This window comes from Chryseobacterium sp. WG23 (assembly GCF_024586575.1).
GTDB lineage: Bacteria > Bacteroidota > Bacteroidia > Flavobacteriales > Weeksellaceae > Chryseobacterium.
In genome coordinates this window covers 276082-294377 of record NZ_JALCZE010000005.1, presented here as the reverse complement: position 1 = coordinate 294377, position 18296 = coordinate 276082, and the positions used below count along the sequence as shown (strand labels likewise).

Annotated in this window: 14 protein-coding genes; 5 read left to right on the top strand and 9 right to left on the bottom strand. The window is 38.3% G+C overall.

Annotated features, from left to right (window positions below):
- Positions 1-66 precede the first annotated feature (66 nt).
- The 5 genes from MP477_RS10075 to MP477_RS10055 all read left to right on the top strand — a co-directional run bounded on the left by MP477_RS10075 (position 67) and on the right by MP477_RS10055 (position 4390).
- Complete coding sequence (locus tag MP477_RS10075; protein ID WP_257190326.1) at positions 67-2754, top strand: TonB-dependent receptor domain-containing protein; 2688 nt, start codon at positions 67-69, stop codon at positions 2752-2754.
- 315 nt (positions 2755-3069) lie between these two features.
- Entirely contained in the window at positions 3070-3264 is a 195-nt protein-coding gene (locus MP477_RS10070; protein WP_257190325.1) for a hypothetical protein, read from the top strand.
- Positions 3265-3291: 27 nt separating this feature from the next.
- A complete protein-coding gene (locus MP477_RS10065) occupies positions 3292-3855 on the top strand; it encodes a hypothetical protein (RefSeq protein WP_257190324.1) in 564 nt (187 codons plus the stop codon).
- Between the two features lie 124 nt (positions 3856-3979).
- Complete coding sequence (locus MP477_RS10060) at positions 3980-4258, top strand: hypothetical protein (RefSeq protein ID WP_230033675.1); 279 nt, start codon at positions 3980-3982, stop codon at positions 4256-4258.
- Between the two features lie 24 nt (positions 4259-4282).
- Positions 4283-4390, top strand: a complete 108-nt coding sequence (locus MP477_RS10055; protein ID WP_230033673.1) for a hypothetical protein — start codon at positions 4283-4285, stop codon at positions 4388-4390.
- Between the two features lie 93 nt (positions 4391-4483).
- Here MP477_RS10055 and MP477_RS10050 read toward each other — a convergent pair whose 3' ends face one another.
- The 9 genes from MP477_RS10050 to MP477_RS10010 form a co-directional block, all read right to left on the bottom strand.
- A complete protein-coding gene (locus MP477_RS10050) occupies positions 4484-4981 on the bottom strand; it encodes a phosphoheptose isomerase (RefSeq protein WP_257190323.1) in 498 nt (165 codons plus the stop codon).
- A gap of 23 nt (positions 4982-5004) precedes the next feature.
- Positions 5005-7287 (bottom strand): GH92 family glycosyl hydrolase, encoded by a 2283-nt coding sequence (locus tag MP477_RS10045; protein ID WP_257190322.1) that lies wholly within the window; start codon positions 7285-7287, stop codon positions 5005-5007.
- 16 nt (positions 7288-7303) lie between these two features.
- Complete coding sequence (locus MP477_RS10040) at positions 7304-8164, bottom strand: ROK family protein (protein WP_257190321.1); 861 nt, start codon at positions 8162-8164, stop codon at positions 7304-7306.
- 11 nt (positions 8165-8175) lie between these two features.
- Positions 8176-9510 carry an alpha-L-fucosidase gene (locus MP477_RS10035; protein ID WP_257190320.1) on the bottom strand — a complete coding sequence of 445 codons (1335 nt, stop codon included), beginning with the start codon at positions 9508-9510 and terminating at the stop codon, positions 8176-8178.
- A 101-nt stretch (positions 9511-9611) separates the two neighbouring features.
- Positions 9612-12017, bottom strand: coding sequence for an endo-beta-N-acetylglucosaminidase H (locus MP477_RS10030; protein ID WP_257190317.1), 2406 nt, complete (start codon positions 12015-12017; stop codon positions 9612-9614).
- Between the two features lie 112 nt (positions 12018-12129).
- Positions 12130-13557, bottom strand: coding sequence for a glycoside hydrolase family 125 protein (locus MP477_RS10025; RefSeq protein WP_257190316.1), 1428 nt, complete (start codon positions 13555-13557; stop codon positions 12130-12132).
- A gap of 32 nt (positions 13558-13589) precedes the next feature.
- Positions 13590-15821: a GH92 family glycosyl hydrolase gene (locus MP477_RS10020; RefSeq protein WP_257190314.1), complete on the bottom strand. Its 2232-nt coding sequence runs from the start codon at positions 15819-15821 to the stop codon at positions 13590-13592.
- 114 nt (positions 15822-15935) lie between these two features.
- Entirely contained in the window at positions 15936-16907 is a 972-nt protein-coding gene (locus MP477_RS10015; RefSeq protein WP_257190313.1) for a glycoside hydrolase family 130 protein, read from the bottom strand.
- 42 nt (positions 16908-16949) lie between these two features.
- Positions 16950-18242: an MFS transporter gene (locus tag MP477_RS10010; RefSeq protein WP_257190312.1), complete on the bottom strand. Its 1293-nt coding sequence runs from the start codon at positions 18240-18242 to the stop codon at positions 16950-16952.
- Positions 18243-18296 lie beyond the last annotated feature (54 nt).

Here is an 18296-nt window from a genome sequence, read left to right as displayed (position 1 = left end):
AAACAGAGCCTGTTCATTACATGATGTAATGAACCGTTTTTTAATTAATCTAAACTTTTAAACAAAATGAAATTATATATTTCCAGGTTACTGCTTGGTACCTTATTCCTGTTTACACAATTTATGGCTGCTCAGGGTCTTTCAAAAAATCAGTTCAAAGTAAAAGGGAACTGTGAAATGTGCAAAACCAGAATTGAAGGAGCCGCTAAAAAAGCAGGGGCAAAAACCGCCGTATACTCAATTGATCTACAAACTTTAACATTAGAAACAGAGCATGTTTCAGCAGATGAAATTTTAAAGAAAGTGGCTGATGCAGGTCATGATAATGAAAAATACAAAGCTTCCAATGATATCTATGAAGGACTTCCGGGATGCTGTCATTATGATAGAGATCTTCAGCCTTCTGCTACGGAATCTCACAACCATCATGCTCCTAAGAAAGAAAACGAGTTTTATGTAAAAGGAAACTGTGCCTCCTGTAAAGCAAGAATTGAAAAAGCAGCTAAAGATGCGGGAGCCGGATCGGCGGAATGGAGCGCAGAAAAACAAACCGTAACGATGGATTTTGATGCCTCAAAAACCTCATCAGATAAGATTTTAAAAGCAATTGCTGATGCAGGTCATGATAATGAAAAGTATAAAACTTCCGATGCCGTTTACAAAAATCTTCAGGGATGCTGCCTGTATGACAGAGCTATTCCGTTTGGAGAAGCAAATCCTAATGTGCACTATGAACAAGGAACGAAGCATGAGGACCATAAAGAGTATCAGCAACGAGCCGGTACCGAAGATCACAGCCAGCATGAAAAGAATATTGACGGTGTAGTGGTAACAGGGTATAAAGCCGCGACATCTTTAAGTAAGAAAGAAGCCGGACTTGTTTTTAATATTGATAAAAAAGAACTTTTAAAAGCTGCCTGCTGTAATCTCTCTGAGAGTTTTGAAACCAATGCCACGGTAGATGTATCTTTCAGTAATGCTGTTACAGGTACCAAGCAGCTGAAAATGTTGGGACTGGATCAGAAATATACCAGTTTAACAAAAGAGCAGTTGCCCGAAATCAGAGGATTAGCTTCTGCCTATGGGCTGAATTTCATTCCTGGAAGGTGGATTGAAAGTATTCAGCTGACAAAGGGAGGAAGTACGGTAACCAATGGGTATGAAAGTATTACCGGGCAGATCAATACCGAGCTTCTGAAAAATGCAAAAACACCCGAAACGTCCCTGAATCTTTTTTCTGACTTCAATGGAAGAGCTGAAGCCAATATTACAAGTGTTTCTCTTATCAATGAGAAATGGTCACAGACATTTTTACTTCATGGAAACGGAACTTTCGGAAATACAGATATGAATGATGACGGCTTCCTGGACAGGCCGAAAGGGACACAGATCAATGCGGCTTACCTTCTTAATTATAATGATCTGGAAAAATCCGGATTCGGATCTCACTTTGGAATTAATTTTATCAGAGATGAGAGAACTGCCGGGCAAGTAGGCTTTGATAAAAAGCGGGCTCAGGATGAGCAGTATCTGTATGGGGTGGGTATTGATATTTCAAGATTCCAGGTTTGGAACAAAACAGGATATGTTTTTAAAGGAAAGCCTTACCAGAGTATTGGATGGATGAACCAGTATGTATATCACCAGCAGGACAGCTTTTTCGGATTGAGAAATTATAACGGGAAACAGCATACCTATTATTCCAACTTAATTTTTGAAAGTATTATTGGAAATACCAACCACAAATACAAGGCCGGGGCAAGTTTTTTATATGATGGCTATGAAGAAAATTACCTAACAGATCATCTTAAGAGAAACGAAATTGTTCCGGGAATTTTTGCAGAATATACTTTAACAGGCTTAAAATATACCTTAGTAGCAGGAGCAAGAGCTGATTTTCATAATTTGGCAGGAACTCAGTTTACCCCCCGACTTAATTTTAAATATGATTTCACCCCCCAGACGATCTTAAGGCTTTCTGCGGGAAGAGGATTCAGAACAGCCAATGTTTTTGCAGAAAACCAACAGTATTTTGCTTCCAACAGAGCCATTAATATTCTATCAAACGGAGGAAACATCTATGGTTTAAAACCGGAAATAGCATGGAATTATGGAGTAAGCCTGCAACAGGAATTCAAAATTTTCGGGAGAAAATCAACCATTATTGCAGATTTCTTCAGAACGGATTTCCAGGACCAGGTGTTGGTAGATTTGGATAAATCGCCTCAGCAGCTTACATTTTATAACCTGGAAGGCAAGTCTTTTGCCAACTCATTCCAAACGCAGTGGGATTTTACACCTTTCAAAAACTTTGATGTAAGACTAGCTTATAAATATTACGATGTGCAGGCAGATTATATCGGTGGAAGAAGAGAAATTCCTTTTATGGCCAAACACAGAGGATTTGTGAATTTAGCCTATGCCACCAATAAAAATGATAAAGGCGGATTCTGGAGTTTTGACACTACTTTAAACTGGGTAGGAAAACAGAGACTTCCGGATACGTCTAGCAACCCCGCAGAATTCCAGCTACCGGTGTATTCTGAATCTTATGCCATACTTAATGCACAGATTTCAAGAAACTTCAATAAAAAGATCAGAGCTTATGTAGGTGGGGAGAACCTTACTTCATACTATCAGAAAAATGCAATTATTGATTTTAAAAATCCTTTTGGAAGTTATTTTGATGGAGGAATGGTGTACGCTCCTATTATGAAAGCTAATTTCTATGTAGGATTGGATGTTACTTTTTAAAATGGTTTCGACCTAAGAAAAAATATATATTTAACGGAAAAAATATAAAGCATTAGCTTCCTTGTTCTGGAAAACTGGCACTTTTCAAAGGCAAACAAGGATAGGCAATGCTCACGCTAGGCGTGGGCTTATTTATTTGTTTGTCGGGTAAGCCAGTACCTCCAGAGCAGTAAACAAAGTACCACGCTTTTTCTATTGTATCAAGCTTACTCGCTTCTATTATTTTGTCCGCTATAAAAGAGCTAGACAAATCCAAAAGATATATAAGAAAAATTAACATTAGAGGAAGCAAAAAGTGGTAAAAGTGATAAATTTATGGAAGGTAAACTAAAGGATCCTAAATATGATCATATAAAAGGAACTCATGATAAAATGAAGCATAATCACGATCATGGAGATGGGACTTCAACAGAAGTACATTACGATCAAAATAGAGCAACCGGAGAGAGAAGCGGATTCAAAATTAAGGACGATACTAATGCCAGTAGCCGTGGATCTCGTTATCCTTGATATTAATAATAAATATTATCAGCAGTTATGAGAGTAAAATATATTAAAATAGATTCCCCTGAAAATGTAAGTTATAAGATTAATTGGCAACGACCTTTTTCTGATTTTCCTTTAATTCAAGGTAAGAATTATACAGTATATGCCATTGAATATACAGATGAAAGAAAAATTAATTTTTTCTTATTAGATGAAGGGGGGAATATTTATCCCAGTAATTATCCCTCTGAATTCTTTGAAATAAGTGATCCCCGTATGTCAAAATACTGGGAACGGACTAATGATAATCAGTTATATCCTATACAAAACCCGATTTACCCAAACATAATAACTTTTAAAGAATGGAAAATTAATAAATATTTTGAAGAGGATATGTTTAAAGGCATTAATGGAGCAAACGATATTTTTCAGAGCTATAAGAAATTAATAGATAATGAATATCCCGATGAGTCATTAGATTCAGCTATCATAATGGAAGAAAATTGGATTTTATGCCCTATTTGTAATAATGCATTCGAAAACTTATCGAGAGAGGGAATTATTTCTTGCGCAAATTGTAAAGCTAGATTAAATAATCCATGTTGGATTGATTAAAAAACTCCACAACAAACAGCTAGTTCTAGTCAACTCCGCAAGCTCAAAGTCTGTGACTTTGAGTTGATATAAATAAGGACATGGACTTTATATAGAATAGAAAGATATCGATAAAGAAGGTGGCATGGATAATAAAAGTATTGATGTGAGTAGTTGGGAGTATGTGTTATTGAAATTTAAGGACAATACTTTTGATATTATTTTTAAGCCAATAAATATTAATCATTTAAAAAAAGATGACCAATATACAGTTGTAGATATTGTATTAGAAAATATTTTGGGAGATGAACTAAGCTATAACTTAATCAAAAATGTTCAAATAATAGATGAGTTTGAGAGTAGCTACATTAAGAACAAAAACTCTGTAACATATCTGGCTAATCATTTGAAAGAATTAATTTAAAAAGAACACAGATTGAGATTTTATATGTTGATTTCTCTAGTCACTTTTCTTTTTATCTGGAAAAGGATTCCGGAGACCAAAGGAAAGACACTGGAAGAAATAGAGAATACATGGCAGGAAAATAAAACTTAAGTTGATCTTTTTTCACTGAATGAAATAAACATATCCCATTTTAGACATCAAATGATCAGCTAAAATGGGATATTTATTTGTACTTATCCTGAACTATCTTCCGAAGTCATCCTGTACTCTTACAATATCATCTTCATCAGAAGGATGAGAAGCATCGGTATGCTGCCAGATTTCAGCAACAACTCCCCAACCGTCTAAACCGATTAAACGGTGTCTTTCTCCCTGCTGAAGTTTTACCTGATCTGCCGGATGGTAGGTTTTCAATTCTCCTTCTTCATCGGTATTGCTTCTTTTAATACCTACTGTTCCTTCCACTACCTGCCAGATCTCGGCTCTTCTGTGGTGATACTGCCAGCTTAATCTTGCTTCAGGAGCCACTATAAGAATTTTAGGGCTTAATTTCCCTCCTATTCTTAAACTGTCTACATCAATCCCATCAAAATATTGGTTGGCAAAATCCTGTGCCTGGGTTTCATCAATCACAAAAAAACCACCCCATGGTCTTGTATCATCTTTTGCGGCAAGATTAAAACCTTGCGTCGCCAGCATTTTTTCTACTCTATCGAATATTTCTTTCTTTTCTGTACTCATACAGTTGTATTTGTAGGTTAAAATTATTTATTTGATTCTTCTTTTGACATTGAATATGGAAAATCTTTTTCCTGTGAACCTCTTTCTTTATTAGGTTGGCTATCCATTTTAAAATCCAGCACAGCACCATTCATCAGCTCTTTATGACTTAACCAGTTTTTGGAATAGGGCTGTTGGTTTACATTCAATGATTTTACATACAGGTTTTCGGAATTATTTTCCGGGGCCTTTATTTCAATTTTCTTGCCATTTTCAAGATGAATAGTAGCTTCTTTGAACAATGGAGCTCCTAAAACATATTGATCTGTGGCCGGTGTTACCGGATAAAATCCTAATGCTGAGAAAATATACCAGGCGGAAGTCTGTCCGTTATCTTCATCACCACAATACCCATCAGGTGTTGCCATATATAATTTATTCATAACCTGTCTTACCCAATATTGTGTTTTATAGGGAGAGCCCGCATAATTGTATAAATAAATCATATGCTGAATAGGCTGGTTTCCATGGGCATACTGTCCCATATTCATGATCTGCATTTCTCTGATTTCGTGGATCACGCTTCCATAATAACTGTCATCAAAAACCGGTGGCAGAGAGAAAACCTCATCCAGCTTGGCTTCAAATTTCTTTTTGCCTCCCATCAATGTGGCAAGCCCATCAATATCCTGAAAAACAGACCAGGTATAATGCCAGCTGTTTCCTTCTGTAAAGGCATCACCCCATTTGAAGGGATTGAAGGGTTTCTGGAAGTTTCCATCCTTATTCTTACCGCGCATCAAGCCTGTTTCCTTATCGAACACATTTTTATAATTGTAGGCCCTTTTTTTATAGATATCAATTTCTGAAGCTGGTTTTCCTAATGCTTTACCCAATTGATAGATAGAAAAATCATCATAGGCATATTCCAGTGTCCGGGCTGCGTTTTCGTTAATCTTTACATCATAAGGAACATAGCCCAGCTTATTGTAATACTCTACACCTGCGCGTCCTACAGCTTCTATAGGTCCTTCATTATTGGCTCCGTGTTTTACCGCCTGCCAAAGGGTTTCTGCATCATACCCACGAAGTCCTTTTATATAAGCATCTGCCACTACGGATGCAGAATTGTTTCCAATCATAATATCTGAATATCCCGGACTGCTCCACTCCGGTAAGAAACCTCCCTCTTTATAGGCATTAGCCAATCCTTCCTGCATTTCAACATTGATCCCCGGATATACCAGATTCAGGAAAGGATACAAGGCACGGAATGTATCCCAGAAACCGGTTCCCGCAAACATTCTCCCATCCAGCACTTTGCCATTGTAAGGGCTCCAGTGCTTTATTTTATTCTGAGCATCAACCTCATATAATTTTTGTGGGAAAAACAAGGTTCTGTATAAAGAAGAATAAAAGGTTCTCATCTGTTGGTCCGTTCCTCCTTTCACCTCTATTTTTCCTAATGTTTTGTTCCATACATTTTTAGCATCGGTTTTTACCTGCTCAAAATTTTTGCTGCCAATTTCTCTTTTCAGATTCAGCTCAGCCTGCTCAAAGCTTATGAATGAAGAGGCTACTTTTGCATAAACAGCTTCTTTGTTTTTAAGTTTAAATCCAACAACTGCGCCGGCATGATCGCTGGTAATTTCTAACTGATCATTGACCAATTTATCATTTTTCCAGGCTCTTGTCAGCTCGAAATCTTTATCAAACTGAATCACAAAATAGTTTTTAAAATTCTCATATTTCCCTGTTGAATATCTGGTCGTATACCCCAGGATTTTTTTTTCTTTAGGAAGAATTTTAATGTAAGAGCCTTTATTCAAAGCATCAATGACTACGTAAGCACTGTCTGTTTTAGGAAAATCAAACTTAAAGAAAGAGGCTCTTTCTGTAGGTGTAAATTCAGTAGTTACATTAATATCAGCTAAGTATACACTATAAAAATAAGGGGTTGAGACCTCAGCTTTATGGCTGAACCAGCTTGCTCTGTCGTCCTCTTTAAATTTTAGCTGACCAACACCCGGCATAATAGAAAAAGCGCCATAATCATTCATCCATGGAGAAGGCTGATGGGTTTGTTTAAATCCTTTTATTTTGTCGGCATCATAAGTATACGCCCATCCGTCACCCATCTTACCTGTCTGTGGAGTCCAGATATTCATTCCCCAGGGAAGCCCGACTGCCGGATAGGTATTTCCATTGGATAAAGAAGGCTTAGACTGAGTTCCCATTAACGGGTTCACGTAATCTACCAGAGATACGTTCTGGCTGAATGCACAGACCTGTAATAAAAGAAAAAAAGTAGAAAATAGAGACTTCATTGTATCGTTTTATTATTTATTTAAACTTTTTCAAAGCATAACTAGCTGCACCTAAGATGGCTGCATCTTCAAAAATAGCAGAAATTCTAACGGGCAAGTTAATATTATTCTTTGTTAAATTCTGAATAAACCGTTTCTCAAAGTAAGGATATGCTTTCGCAATATTCCCTCCTATTACTAAAACTTCGGGCTCATAATGGCTCACATATTTTATGACAAATTCGGAAAAAGAATCTGCATATTCATCAAATATTTTGGTTTGTATTTCAATGGGTTTATCTAGCAGTTCTTTGGTTCCTGAAATCTGCTCCCCCGTTAATTCAGCGTAATACTTAACAAACCAACGTGTTGCCAGATAGTCTTCACAAATAGAGTTTTTAAACGGTGAATCCCACAAATCTTCGTCAGTGGCAAATTCCCCGTTATAAAAAGTAGTCCCCAGTCCTGTTCCCAATGTTACTCCAAAAACCTTGTTGAAATCCTGCACGCAACCTCCAAAAACTTCACCTTCCATAAAGGCTGCAGCATCATTCGCAAAATATATCCGATCCTGAGAAATAAACAATCTTTTGGCCAGTTCTTCTTTGATATTAACCTGATAGATGTCTATAAATTTCCCTTGCTGCATCAGAGATATTCCATTTTCATAATCGAAAGGCCCGGGCATTGCAATTCCCAATAAAAGATCCTCTTTATTCAAATCATGAGCTGCTTTATCAATCGCTGAAACCCATGCAGAGAAAATAATTTCTTTAGATTCAAAAGAATCGACGTGCTCCCGCACATATGTTGAAGAAATGATTTCGCGTTTTTCAGGACTTACCTGAGCCAGCGTAATATGAGATCCTCCAATATCTATTCCTAGTATATTTTGCATCATTTTTTTATTTATCTTCCTTCAAAAGCTATCACAACATCTGGGTTTTCATTATCCACAGGGTAACTATCAAATGTTAAGATATTATTTTTTAAATTATATTTTATTGGTTTTTTATCTTTCAGCAAATAAGCAGAGCTAATCTTTTTAAAGGGAAATTTCTCCAGCGTAATTGTTTTCCCTCCATTATTATTAAGAATATGAACGTAGATTTTATTCTCCTTCTGAGTGATTGCTCCCCATTTCTGCTTAGGCATATATCCTCCTCTTGTCCCATAGATACTTTCTCCATAAACTTTCATCCAATCTCCGATTTCTGTAAATGAGCGAATAAAAGGTTCCGGAATTTTACCATTAGGCATAGGCCCTACATTTATGAGTAAATTGGCGTTACTTCCTGCTGCATTGACCAATAAATCTAAAAGCTCTTTCCCTGTTTTGTTCTTGTTATCTTTTAAGTCGAATCCCCAGGAGCCGTTTAAAGTTTCACAGGTTTCCAAAGGTAGCTGTGAGGTTTTCTGAAAGCTAAGTCCTCCTTTATTTTCTCCCGGAATATCTCTTTCAAACATCTGAAAGTCTTCTCCCGCCAAAGGGCTGATATGATGGTTATTCCCTACAAGACACTGAGGCTGAAGCTTATGAATAAGTTCATAGATCTCCGGCATTTTCCAATCTACATACGTTTTTTCGTTTCTGCCTGCCTTCTCTTCTTCCATCTGATCCCAATATCCATCAAACCATATTCCGGAAACCTCACCGTATTGGGTTAATAATTCCGTCAGTTGATTTTTCATAAACCGGATATAGTCATCCCAGTTACCTTTCTCAGTACGGCCGGTTCCTTTCCCGGTGCGGCCCGTCCAGTAGGAATAATCGGTTCTTGTCCAATCCAGCAGTGAATAATAAAAGACTATTTTTATCCCCTGCTTATGGCATTCATCCGCCAGTTCTTTTACCAAATCTCTTTTGAAAGGTGTATTCATAATATTAAAATCTGAATACTTGGTATCCCACATGCTGAATCCATCATGATGCCGCGTAACCAGTGTAATATATTTTACCCCTGCATTTTTAGCCATTGAAACATAATCTTTGGCATTAAATTCAATAGGATTAAAGAAACCTTTCAGTTTAGCATAATCATTCACCGGGATATTATCATTATTCATCACCCATTCTCCCCTGCCCAATTCACTATATAATCCAAAATGGATGAACATACCAAACTTTTCATTCTGAAATTCTGTTCTTGCTTTAAGATTAACCTGCGAAGGCTGGTCTTTCTGCTGTGAGAACCCTACATAAGAGCTCATCATCAGTGTTATTAATAGTACTTTTTTTAACATGATTTGGTTTTTTAAATTATTTTCTAAACTTCAACGGGTAAAACAGGTAAAACTGCCTTATGCCATAAGAACATAACGCAGTTTCTTTATTATATTTTATTTTACTTCACAAGTATTTTACCGGAAGATATCACCTTACCATTGGCTGATGTGATTTTGTAAAGATAAGTACCGGCTGGCAAATCCCGAGTATTAACTACATTATTATTTTGATTGATATTCTGTTTTTTAGACAATGTTCCGGAAGCTCCATACACTGATATTTCGTTTGCAGACCTGTCGTCAATTCTAAACTTAATATCTTCTCCTCTTTTAACAGGATTCGGATAAGCTGTACCTTCCTGTTTATTTTCAATTCCTTTTGCTGTTTTTACAGATAAAGATGAAGGACAAGGAACTTCTGTTTTCCAGTTCGCATCCGACATACTGATTAAAGTAGCGGAATGACCGTTTGGAGTAGCATCTACCGCTCCGTTTCCACTTCCGTCATCCATTTTCCAGTTGGCTTCCAGGCTCGTTGAGTTGGCCGCAATATCACATTTGTTATCCAGGACTTCCTGAGCGGTCAATGCTTTTTTCCATACTCTGAATTCATCCAGCGATCCGTTAAGTGCACGGGAGTTATCATAATTTCTGCCCATATAAAGGATACCGTTTGCTGTAAAATTGCCGGTAGCCACAGTACTTGCATCAAGATTACCATTGACATAGAGCTTCATAGCTGCACCATCATAAGTAGCTGCCACATGATACCATGTATTGGCATTAAGAGCTGTATTTCCGTTCAATTTTATCTGGGATGAACCAAAACTTAAGGTGAACTGCAGTTTATTGTTGGCAAGATTAGCATCTCCCAATCTTAGTATTGCGGAATTATTATCTCCCACTTCAATCCCGATTACTGACGAAATATAAGGGAAGGCAGTTTTGAATGCATTTACTTTTACCCAGCCTTCAAAGGTCACAGCATTTCCATTGAGGTTAAATTGCCCGCCATTAAGATACTGGCTACTTCCGTTAAAAGAAAGAGATCTCGGGCCAGGGCTGGTAACAGGAACAATTCCACTATTGAATGGAGTATCCGCTGAATAGGCACTGGTGGTTGTCCCTCCGCACACAGACTGTATTTTCCATACATAGTTGGTATTGGCAGTCAGATTCTGAAGGGTATACGTATTGGTGACAATATTGGGAACTGTTGTCCATGTTGTGGCTGCTGAAGTTTTATATTGTAAAGTATAAGAGGCCGCTGTTCCTACGGTATCCCAGGATAATTTGGTGGTCGTTCCAAGGGTATTGGATGCCGTTAAGTTGGATGGAGTGGCACATCCGTTTCCTGAGTTAAATCTTGGGGCAAAAATGTAGGTACTTTTTGACGTTGAAGAACAGTTAGACTGTATTCTCCAGTCGTATTCTGTATCAGCTGTCAGATTATTTACTACAATATTGCTTCCCGCGTAATTACTTGTTACATTCGTCCAGGTTGTTGAACCGGCCGGCTTATAATCTATATTGTAAGTCTGGGAGCCGCTGGAGGTCCAGTTTAATTTTGCAGAAGTTCCTGTAAGATTGCTGGTTCCTAATCCTAGCGGCGGATCACAGGCTGCTCCCTGAGTCCATGAATAAAGTTGGCCAGACAATAATGTATTTTGGCTATACAATATATTGGATCCTGTACTTAAATAGCTGGCCATGTTCGTTCCCGGGAGGTCATACCACATAAATACGCCATAGCCGTCATTTTTTGAATTGGTAGCCAAACTGGAAAGCGTAGAAGTAGAGGTATTATTGATCCATGTTGCCGCAGCAGAAAGCTTAGCTTTGGTAAGAGGAGGTACACTGGGCGCGCTGTAGGTTCCGTAATAGGCATTCCAGCTGTAATCAATATAATTTCCGGCCTGATCTCCATTGTAGCTCTGTCTTGAAGTTGCAGGGCCCAGATAATAGAAGGTAATCAGTTTATCAGGCATTGCCGCTTTAAGCTCCTGCAACAGCATTACAAAAGAGCTGCTGTTGGGCTGTCCCGTTCCGTTATTTCCATAATCAGCATATTCATCGTCCAGGTCTACCCCATCCAGGCCGTAAGTATAAACAGTATTTGCTATTTGTAAGGCAAAATCTTTCGCCGCTTCTCTGTTCGGGAAATTGGAGATCCCAGCTCCCTGGTGATTTCCCAGAATATCAAGTAACACCTTAATTCCTTTTTGCTGTAAAGGTTTCACATACGTATTGACATCATTCAATACTTTAGTAACATTGTTATTGTTTGAGATGTAGGCTCTGCTTTTGGACACATCATAATTAATGTTGGCTGCAAAAATAATAGCGACATCAAAGAGCTGTTTTCCACTGTTCTGCAGGGTATAGGATCCTGCATTCAGCATATTGTTGTTATTTACTTCCACATAGCATATTCCGACAGGATTATTAAGCTGTTGTGCATTGAGAAGAGAACCTGACTGAAGCATCATTGCCATCAGCGCCATAAAAAAGGATTTTTTTTTCATAGTATAAAATTATTTTGATGTTTTTGGTGTTTGGATTTTATATACTACTCCCCGGGTATGCCCATTTTAAAGAAACATACCTAATATAGAAAGGCAATATAAAATAAGGGGGCTATGTCAGCAGCTCCGGGTTTTCATTAAAGGTTTTCCATAATAATTCTCCAAATAAAGTATTCGACCATGCGAACCATTCTCTGGTGAATTTTTTGTCGTTGTCTTTATGGAAGGACTCATGCATAAAGCCTGTCCCACCGTGCGTTTTCTGTAAGGTGTCTATGCACCATTTAATCTCACCCGTATCTTTAGTGGTGAGTGCTTTCATAATGATACTCATCGGCCAGATCATATCAAGTCCAATGTGTGGTCCTCCTATACCTTCTGCCAGTTTACCTTTGAAAAAGAATGGGTTATTTTCTGACCAGACGAATTTTCTTGTGTTCATATACACAGGGTCATCTGCCTTTACAGCATCTAAATAAGGCAGACCTAATAAACTAGGGCAATTGGCATCATCCATCAGGTTATAACTTCCAAAGCCATTGACTTCAAAAGCATATATTTTTCCATATTCAGGATGATTATAAATTCCATATTTTTTAATGGCAGCATCCACCTCATCGGCAAGGCTTGTAAGTTGCTGAGCCAATCCTTTTTCATTTTTGATCTGAGAAACCATCTCTGCTGCCTGACGTAGGCTTACCACCGCAAATAAATTAGAAGGAATTAAAAATCCATAAATCGTGGCATCATCACTTGGACGGAACATAGAGCTGATCAGCCCAACCGGTTTTGTAGGATATCCATATCCTCCCATAGGAACCCCATCTGTAGCCCAAGCCGTTGTACGCTCAAATTTGTAAGGCCCCAGATCTTTTTTCCTCTGCTGCTCTGTAAATGTCTGCAGCGTAAGTTTAATGCCCTGCAGCCAATTAGCATCAAAAGGTTTTGTATCTCCTGTTGTTTTCCAAAAATGATAAGCCAGACGGATAGGATAACACAATGAGTCTATTTCCCACTTCCTTTCATGGGTACCGGGTTTCATATCTGTATGATCATATTCTTTCCACTTACTTATTTTTTTGTCATCATTATAAAATGCATTGGCATAAGGGTCTTTAAGAATAAACTTCGTCTGTTTATAGATAACCCCTGAAATAAGTTTGTGAAGTTTTTCATCCTTCTTTGAAAACTGCAGATAAGGAAAAACCTGGGCAGAGCTGTCACGGAGCCACATGGCATCAATATCACCCGTAATCACATACGTATCCGGAGTTCCGTTGCTTTCACTGTAAAAAACAGTCGTATCTAATGTATTCGGAAAACAGTTTTCAAAAAGCCAGTTTAATTCTTTATTTTTTACTTTCTTTTTAAAAGCTGCAATAGCACTTTCTACGGATTCACTGGTAAAATGTCTTTTATCCTTTGGAACACGAACAATAGGAAAATCGTCCATAACCAGATTCTTAGCAAAAACATTCTGTGTAAACAGCAATCCGGCTCCTGCCAGTGCACTTGTTTTAATAAAATTTCTCCTTTCCATTGATACTTTTATTTCGTTTATTTTTATGAGTCTTATTTTACAGGCTTACTTCCCATTACAAATTTCAGCTCTCCGCCATTCATAATATCACTGTGGTTCAATTCCCAGCTCTTGTACTCTTTCCCATTCAGGAACATTTTCTGAACATAGATATTTTTATCGGATATCTTGTCCGCTACCACGGTAAATGTTTTCCCATTTTCCAGCTGCAATGAAGCTTTAGGAAACTGAGGAGCACCAATTGCATAGACTGGTTTCCCCGGTGTCACCGGATAAAATCCTAATGAAGAGAAAATATACCATGCTGACATTTGTCCGCAGTCTTCATTATTCACAATTCCATCAGGCTTAGCTGCATACATATTATCACGGATATATTTGATCATTTTCTGAGTCTTATAAGGACTTCCCGCATAGTTATACAGATATGGAACATGATGCCCAGGTTCGTCTCCAAATCCTAAAGATCCGATGAACCCTGAGATATCCACATGTTGCTCTCCCTGCATATTAAGAGCCTCAGTAAATGTTTTATCCAGTTTTTCTTCAAACCCTTTTTTCCCTCCGTACAGGTTCATCATTTCATCAATCTGATGAGGGGCAAAAAAATCATATGCCCAGATATTCCCTGAAACCCAATGCGGCTGAAGCTTTTTCCAGTCGTTCAGTGTAAAATCTGCTAAGAATTTTCCATCTTTCTGTCTTGGCCAGAAATGGTTATTTTCTTTATTGAAGGTGTTCAGGAAGTTCATGGAACGTTTTTTATAGACTTCTGCATCCTCTTTTTTACCCAGTTTTTCTGCAAGCTGCTGAATACACCAGTCATCATAAGCATATTCAAGAGTGGCAGAAACAGAAGCTCCGTTCTCTGAAGGAGAATATCCCAGCTTAATATAATCGTTGAGGCCTCCTCCGCCGTCACTGCTGCTCATTTTATCTGTTAAAGAAGCATCTTTCATGGCAGCAAACGCTTTTTCAGCATCAATACCCGGTACCCCCTTTGAAATAGCATCCCAAATGACCGATACACTGTGATAGCCAAGCATACAGAAATTATCATATCCGCATAGTTCCCAGATGGGCATATGGTCTTTACGGTCTGTATATCTGCTGATCAGGGAATTGGCAAATTCTTTGGTATGTTTCTGATCCATAATGGTCAGCAGAGGATGGGTTGCTCTGAAGCCATCCCAGTAAGAATAGGTGCTGTAGTTGGTAAACCATTTGGTATTCATGTTTTCCTGAGCTGCCACATAATCTCCGTTGGTATCCATATAAAGGTTAGGAGCTATAAATGTATGATAAACCCCTGTGTAGAAAATCTTTCTCTGACTGTCTGTACCTCCTGCCACCTGAAATCTTCCGATAAGGTCTCTCCATGTCTTTTGTGCCGTTTCTTTAGCTTTTACAAAATCCACATTCGTAGCCTCAGCATCAAAGTTCTCCTGTGCATTTTCTGTACTTACCGGAGATAAAGAAACTTTCACTTCGATACTTTCATTATCTTCTGTAGAAAACCTTACAAAAGCTTTCGCGTCCTTAGCAAGGGCAATTTTTTCGTTATTTTTTATTTTCCCTTCCGCATACACCCCGTAAGATTTAAACGGTTTTGAAAACTCCATCACGAAATAAGCAAATCGCTTACCTCCCCAACCATTGCTGTAGCAGTATCCTTTTATTTTATTATTGCCTTCTACACTCACCAGGGTATGGTAAATATTTCCAAAAATTTTATTGGTTGGATCAATAATGATATTGGATTCATCACTCTTGGGGAATGTATACTTATGAAATCCCACTCTTGGGGAAGCGGTAAGCTCGGCTTTGATTCCATAGCTGTCCAGCATTACAGAATAATATCCCGGTGCCGCCGTTTCTTTTTCATGGCTGAATTTTGAGCGGTAGCCTGTCTCAGGTTTATCTTCTGATCCCGGAACCATCTTTACCTGGCCCACAGTAGGCATAACCAGAATATCTCCAAGATCTGCCCATCCTGTTCCACTAAGATGATTATGACTGAATCCCATGATCGTCTTACTGCTGTAATGGTAACCGGAACACCAGTCCCAGTCTCCACTTTTTGTATTCTGATCGGGGCTTAGCTGAATCATCCCAAACGGTGTGGTAGCTCCCGGAAACGTATGGCCGTGGCCTCCTGTTCCGATAAAAGGATCTACCCAGGACAAGATATCACCCTTTTGTTGTTGGGCATTCACCGTAGAAACCAGGACTGTAAAAAAACAGATAAGCAATTCTTTTTTCATGATAAGAGTATCAGTATTTTTTTATTTTAAAAATTGGTTTAAAAATATGAAAACCATTACAAAGATCCCAATAATAAAGGGAATTAAGCTGATCAACATATTAAAGAACCTCATTTAGATTGAATTTTTTTTCATAAAATCAATAATTTCTGAAATATATCCAAACGCGATAGCCACCACTGTATCTGCAGCACCATAATATACGCTTACTTTATCCCCTTCAGTTAGTGCCGCACATGGGAAAACCACATTCGGCACATCTCCTGTCAGTTCATACACTTCTGCCGGAGCCAGCAGATAAGGCTTTGTTCTGTACAATACTTTTGTAGGATCTTCAAGATCCAGTAATGCCGCTCCCATTGAATATCTGAACCCTCTGCAGGTATTGATTACCCCATGATAGAAAAGCAGCCATCCTTCTTCTGTTCTGATAGGAACCGGACCTCCCCCGATTTTTGTACACTGCCATGCACTGTCTTCAAAAGGCGTTACTTTCATTACGCAACGGTGCTCTCCCCAGTATTTCATATCAGGACTGTAGCTGATATAAATATCTCCAAAAGGTGTATGCCCGTTATCACTCGGACGGCTCAGCATCGCATATTTTCCATTGATTTTTTCAGGGAAAAGCACTCCATTTCTATTGAACGGCAGAAAAGCATTTTCGCACTGGAAAAATTCTTTAAAATCAAAAGTATATCCAATTCCGATGGTAGGTCCGTTATATCCGTTACACCATGTAATCCAGTAACGATCTTCGATAAAAGTAACGCGGGGATCATATTTGTAGTCAGATTCAATCATCTCTGTGTTTCCGGCCTTCATTTCAATAGGGTCATGGTTTATTTCCCAGTTGATTCCATCTTTACTGAAACCTGCAAAAATATTCATCTGTACCGCTTTGTTATCACAACGGAACACCCCTGCAAATCCATCTTCAAAAGGAATCACTGCACTGTTGAATATACTGTTTGACGTTGGTATTGCATATCTGTTAATGATCGGGTTTTCGGAAAACCTCCACATGATATCATTGCTACCTTCCGGGCGATCCTGCCATGGGATCATTACTGATTGAGCTGTCATAAAGTATTTTTACTTTTTATTTAAATTTGTTTACTAATTGATTTATTGTCCTTTTTGATTTTCCGAATACGGGAACGGCACCCATAATGTGACAAGAAATGCCGGAATAGTGGCCACCAGTACCCAGATAAAAAACATTTTATACCCTATCCAGTCGCTGATCATCCCACTGAACATTCCCGGAATCATCACCCCAAGATTCATAATCCCTGTTGCAAATGCATAATGGGCAGTTTTATGTTTCCCCGGGGCAATCTGCTGCATCATATACAGCATAAGTCCCACAAATCCAAAGCCGTATCCAAAATACTCCACCACCACCGCAATTCCTACCGGTAAGAGGTCTGCAGGCTGGTAGTATGCTAATAAGGCATAGACTATAAATGGAATATTGAATGCCGAGCATAGCCATATCAATGATCTTTTCAATCCGCGGGCTGAAATAAAATAGCCTGCCAGTACAGATCCTAAAATAAATGCTGCAGAACCATACGTTCCATAAATAAGTCCAATATCTGATGTTGATAATCCTAATCCTCCTGAAGATCTTGGTGCTTTAAAAAATAACGGAGCAATTTTTATAGCAAATCCTTCAGCAAAACGGTACAAAATAATGAACAGTACAGACCATAGGATATTCTTCTTTGTAAAAAAGGAAGTAATAACTTCCAGCAATTCTTTACGGACATTTCCTGCTGTTTTTTTATCTTCCTCTGATACTTCTTTGGTTTCTTTTGGAAGGATCAGGTAGTGATATATGGCTAATACAAAAAACAATAAAGCATAAATCACCATAATGATCATCCATGCATGGGTTACCCCTTTTGTTTTTTCTAAAACTCCTGCAAAATAAACTAATGCCCCACTGCTGATAATTTTGGCCAGATTGTAAAAAGCTCCCTGCCAGCCTATATATTTTGCCTGCTCTTTATTGGTCAGGAAACTGATATAGGTTCCGTCTGCTACCACATCATGAGTAGCTCCACAAAAGGCAATAACCGCAAAAAGAGCAATACTGTATTTGAAAAAATCCGGCAAAGGAAGGCTTAATGCCACCAAAGCAAATAAAATTCCTATCGCAAACTGGGTAACCACAACAAAGAACTTTTTGGTTTTATAGATCTCCAGAAAAGGACTCCAAAGAGGCTTCAACGTCCATGAGAACATAACAAGAGCTGTCCAAAATGTAATTTGGGCATCTGAAACTCCCATATCTTTATACATAATCCCGGAAACTGCATTAATGGTTACAAAGGGTACTCCCATTGCAAAATATAATGTGGATATCCAAAGGATGGGTTGTATTGAACGGGGTTCAGAGTTGTTTTTTCCCATATTAAAATAAGATTCTAAGAAAAAGAGGACATCTCAAAATTTCATTCCGACTTA

Coding starts and splice junctions, on each gene's coding strand:
- MP477_RS10075 (WP_257190326.1), top strand. CDS start 67: ATGAAATTATATATTTCCAGGTTACTGCTTGGTACCTTATTCCTGTTT.
- MP477_RS10070 (WP_257190325.1), top strand. CDS start 3,070: ATGGAAGGTAAACTAAAGGATCCTAAATATGATCATATAAAAGGAACT.
- MP477_RS10065 (WP_257190324.1), top strand. CDS start 3,292: ATGAGAGTAAAATATATTAAAATAGATTCCCCTGAAAATGTAAGTTAT.
- MP477_RS10060 (WP_230033675.1), top strand. CDS start 3,980: ATGGATAATAAAAGTATTGATGTGAGTAGTTGGGAGTATGTGTTATTG.
- MP477_RS10055 (WP_230033673.1), top strand. CDS start 4,283: ATGTTGATTTCTCTAGTCACTTTTCTTTTTATCTGGAAAAGGATTCCG.
- MP477_RS10050 (WP_257190323.1), bottom strand. CDS start 4,981: ATGAGTACAGAAAAGAAAGAAATATTCGATAGAGTAGAAAAAATGCTG.
- MP477_RS10045 (WP_257190322.1), bottom strand. CDS start 7,287: ATGAAGTCTCTATTTTCTACTTTTTTTCTTTTATTACAGGTCTGTGCA.
- MP477_RS10040 (WP_257190321.1), bottom strand. CDS start 8,164: ATGCAAAATATACTAGGAATAGATATTGGAGGATCTCATATTACGCTG.
- MP477_RS10035 (WP_257190320.1), bottom strand. CDS start 9,510: ATGTTAAAAAAAGTACTATTAATAACACTGATGATGAGCTCTTATGTA.
- MP477_RS10030 (WP_257190317.1), bottom strand. CDS start 12,017: ATGAAAAAAAAATCCTTTTTTATGGCGCTGATGGCAATGATGCTTCAG.
- MP477_RS10025 (WP_257190316.1), bottom strand. CDS start 13,557: ATGGAAAGGAGAAATTTTATTAAAACAAGTGCACTGGCAGGAGCCGGA.
- MP477_RS10020 (WP_257190314.1), bottom strand. CDS start 15,821: ATGAAAAAAGAATTGCTTATCTGTTTTTTTACAGTCCTGGTTTCTACG.
- MP477_RS10015 (WP_257190313.1), bottom strand. CDS start 16,907: ATGACAGCTCAATCAGTAATGATCCCATGGCAGGATCGCCCGGAAGGT.
- MP477_RS10010 (WP_257190312.1), bottom strand. CDS start 18,242: ATGGGAAAAAACAACTCTGAACCCCGTTCAATACAACCCATCCTTTGG.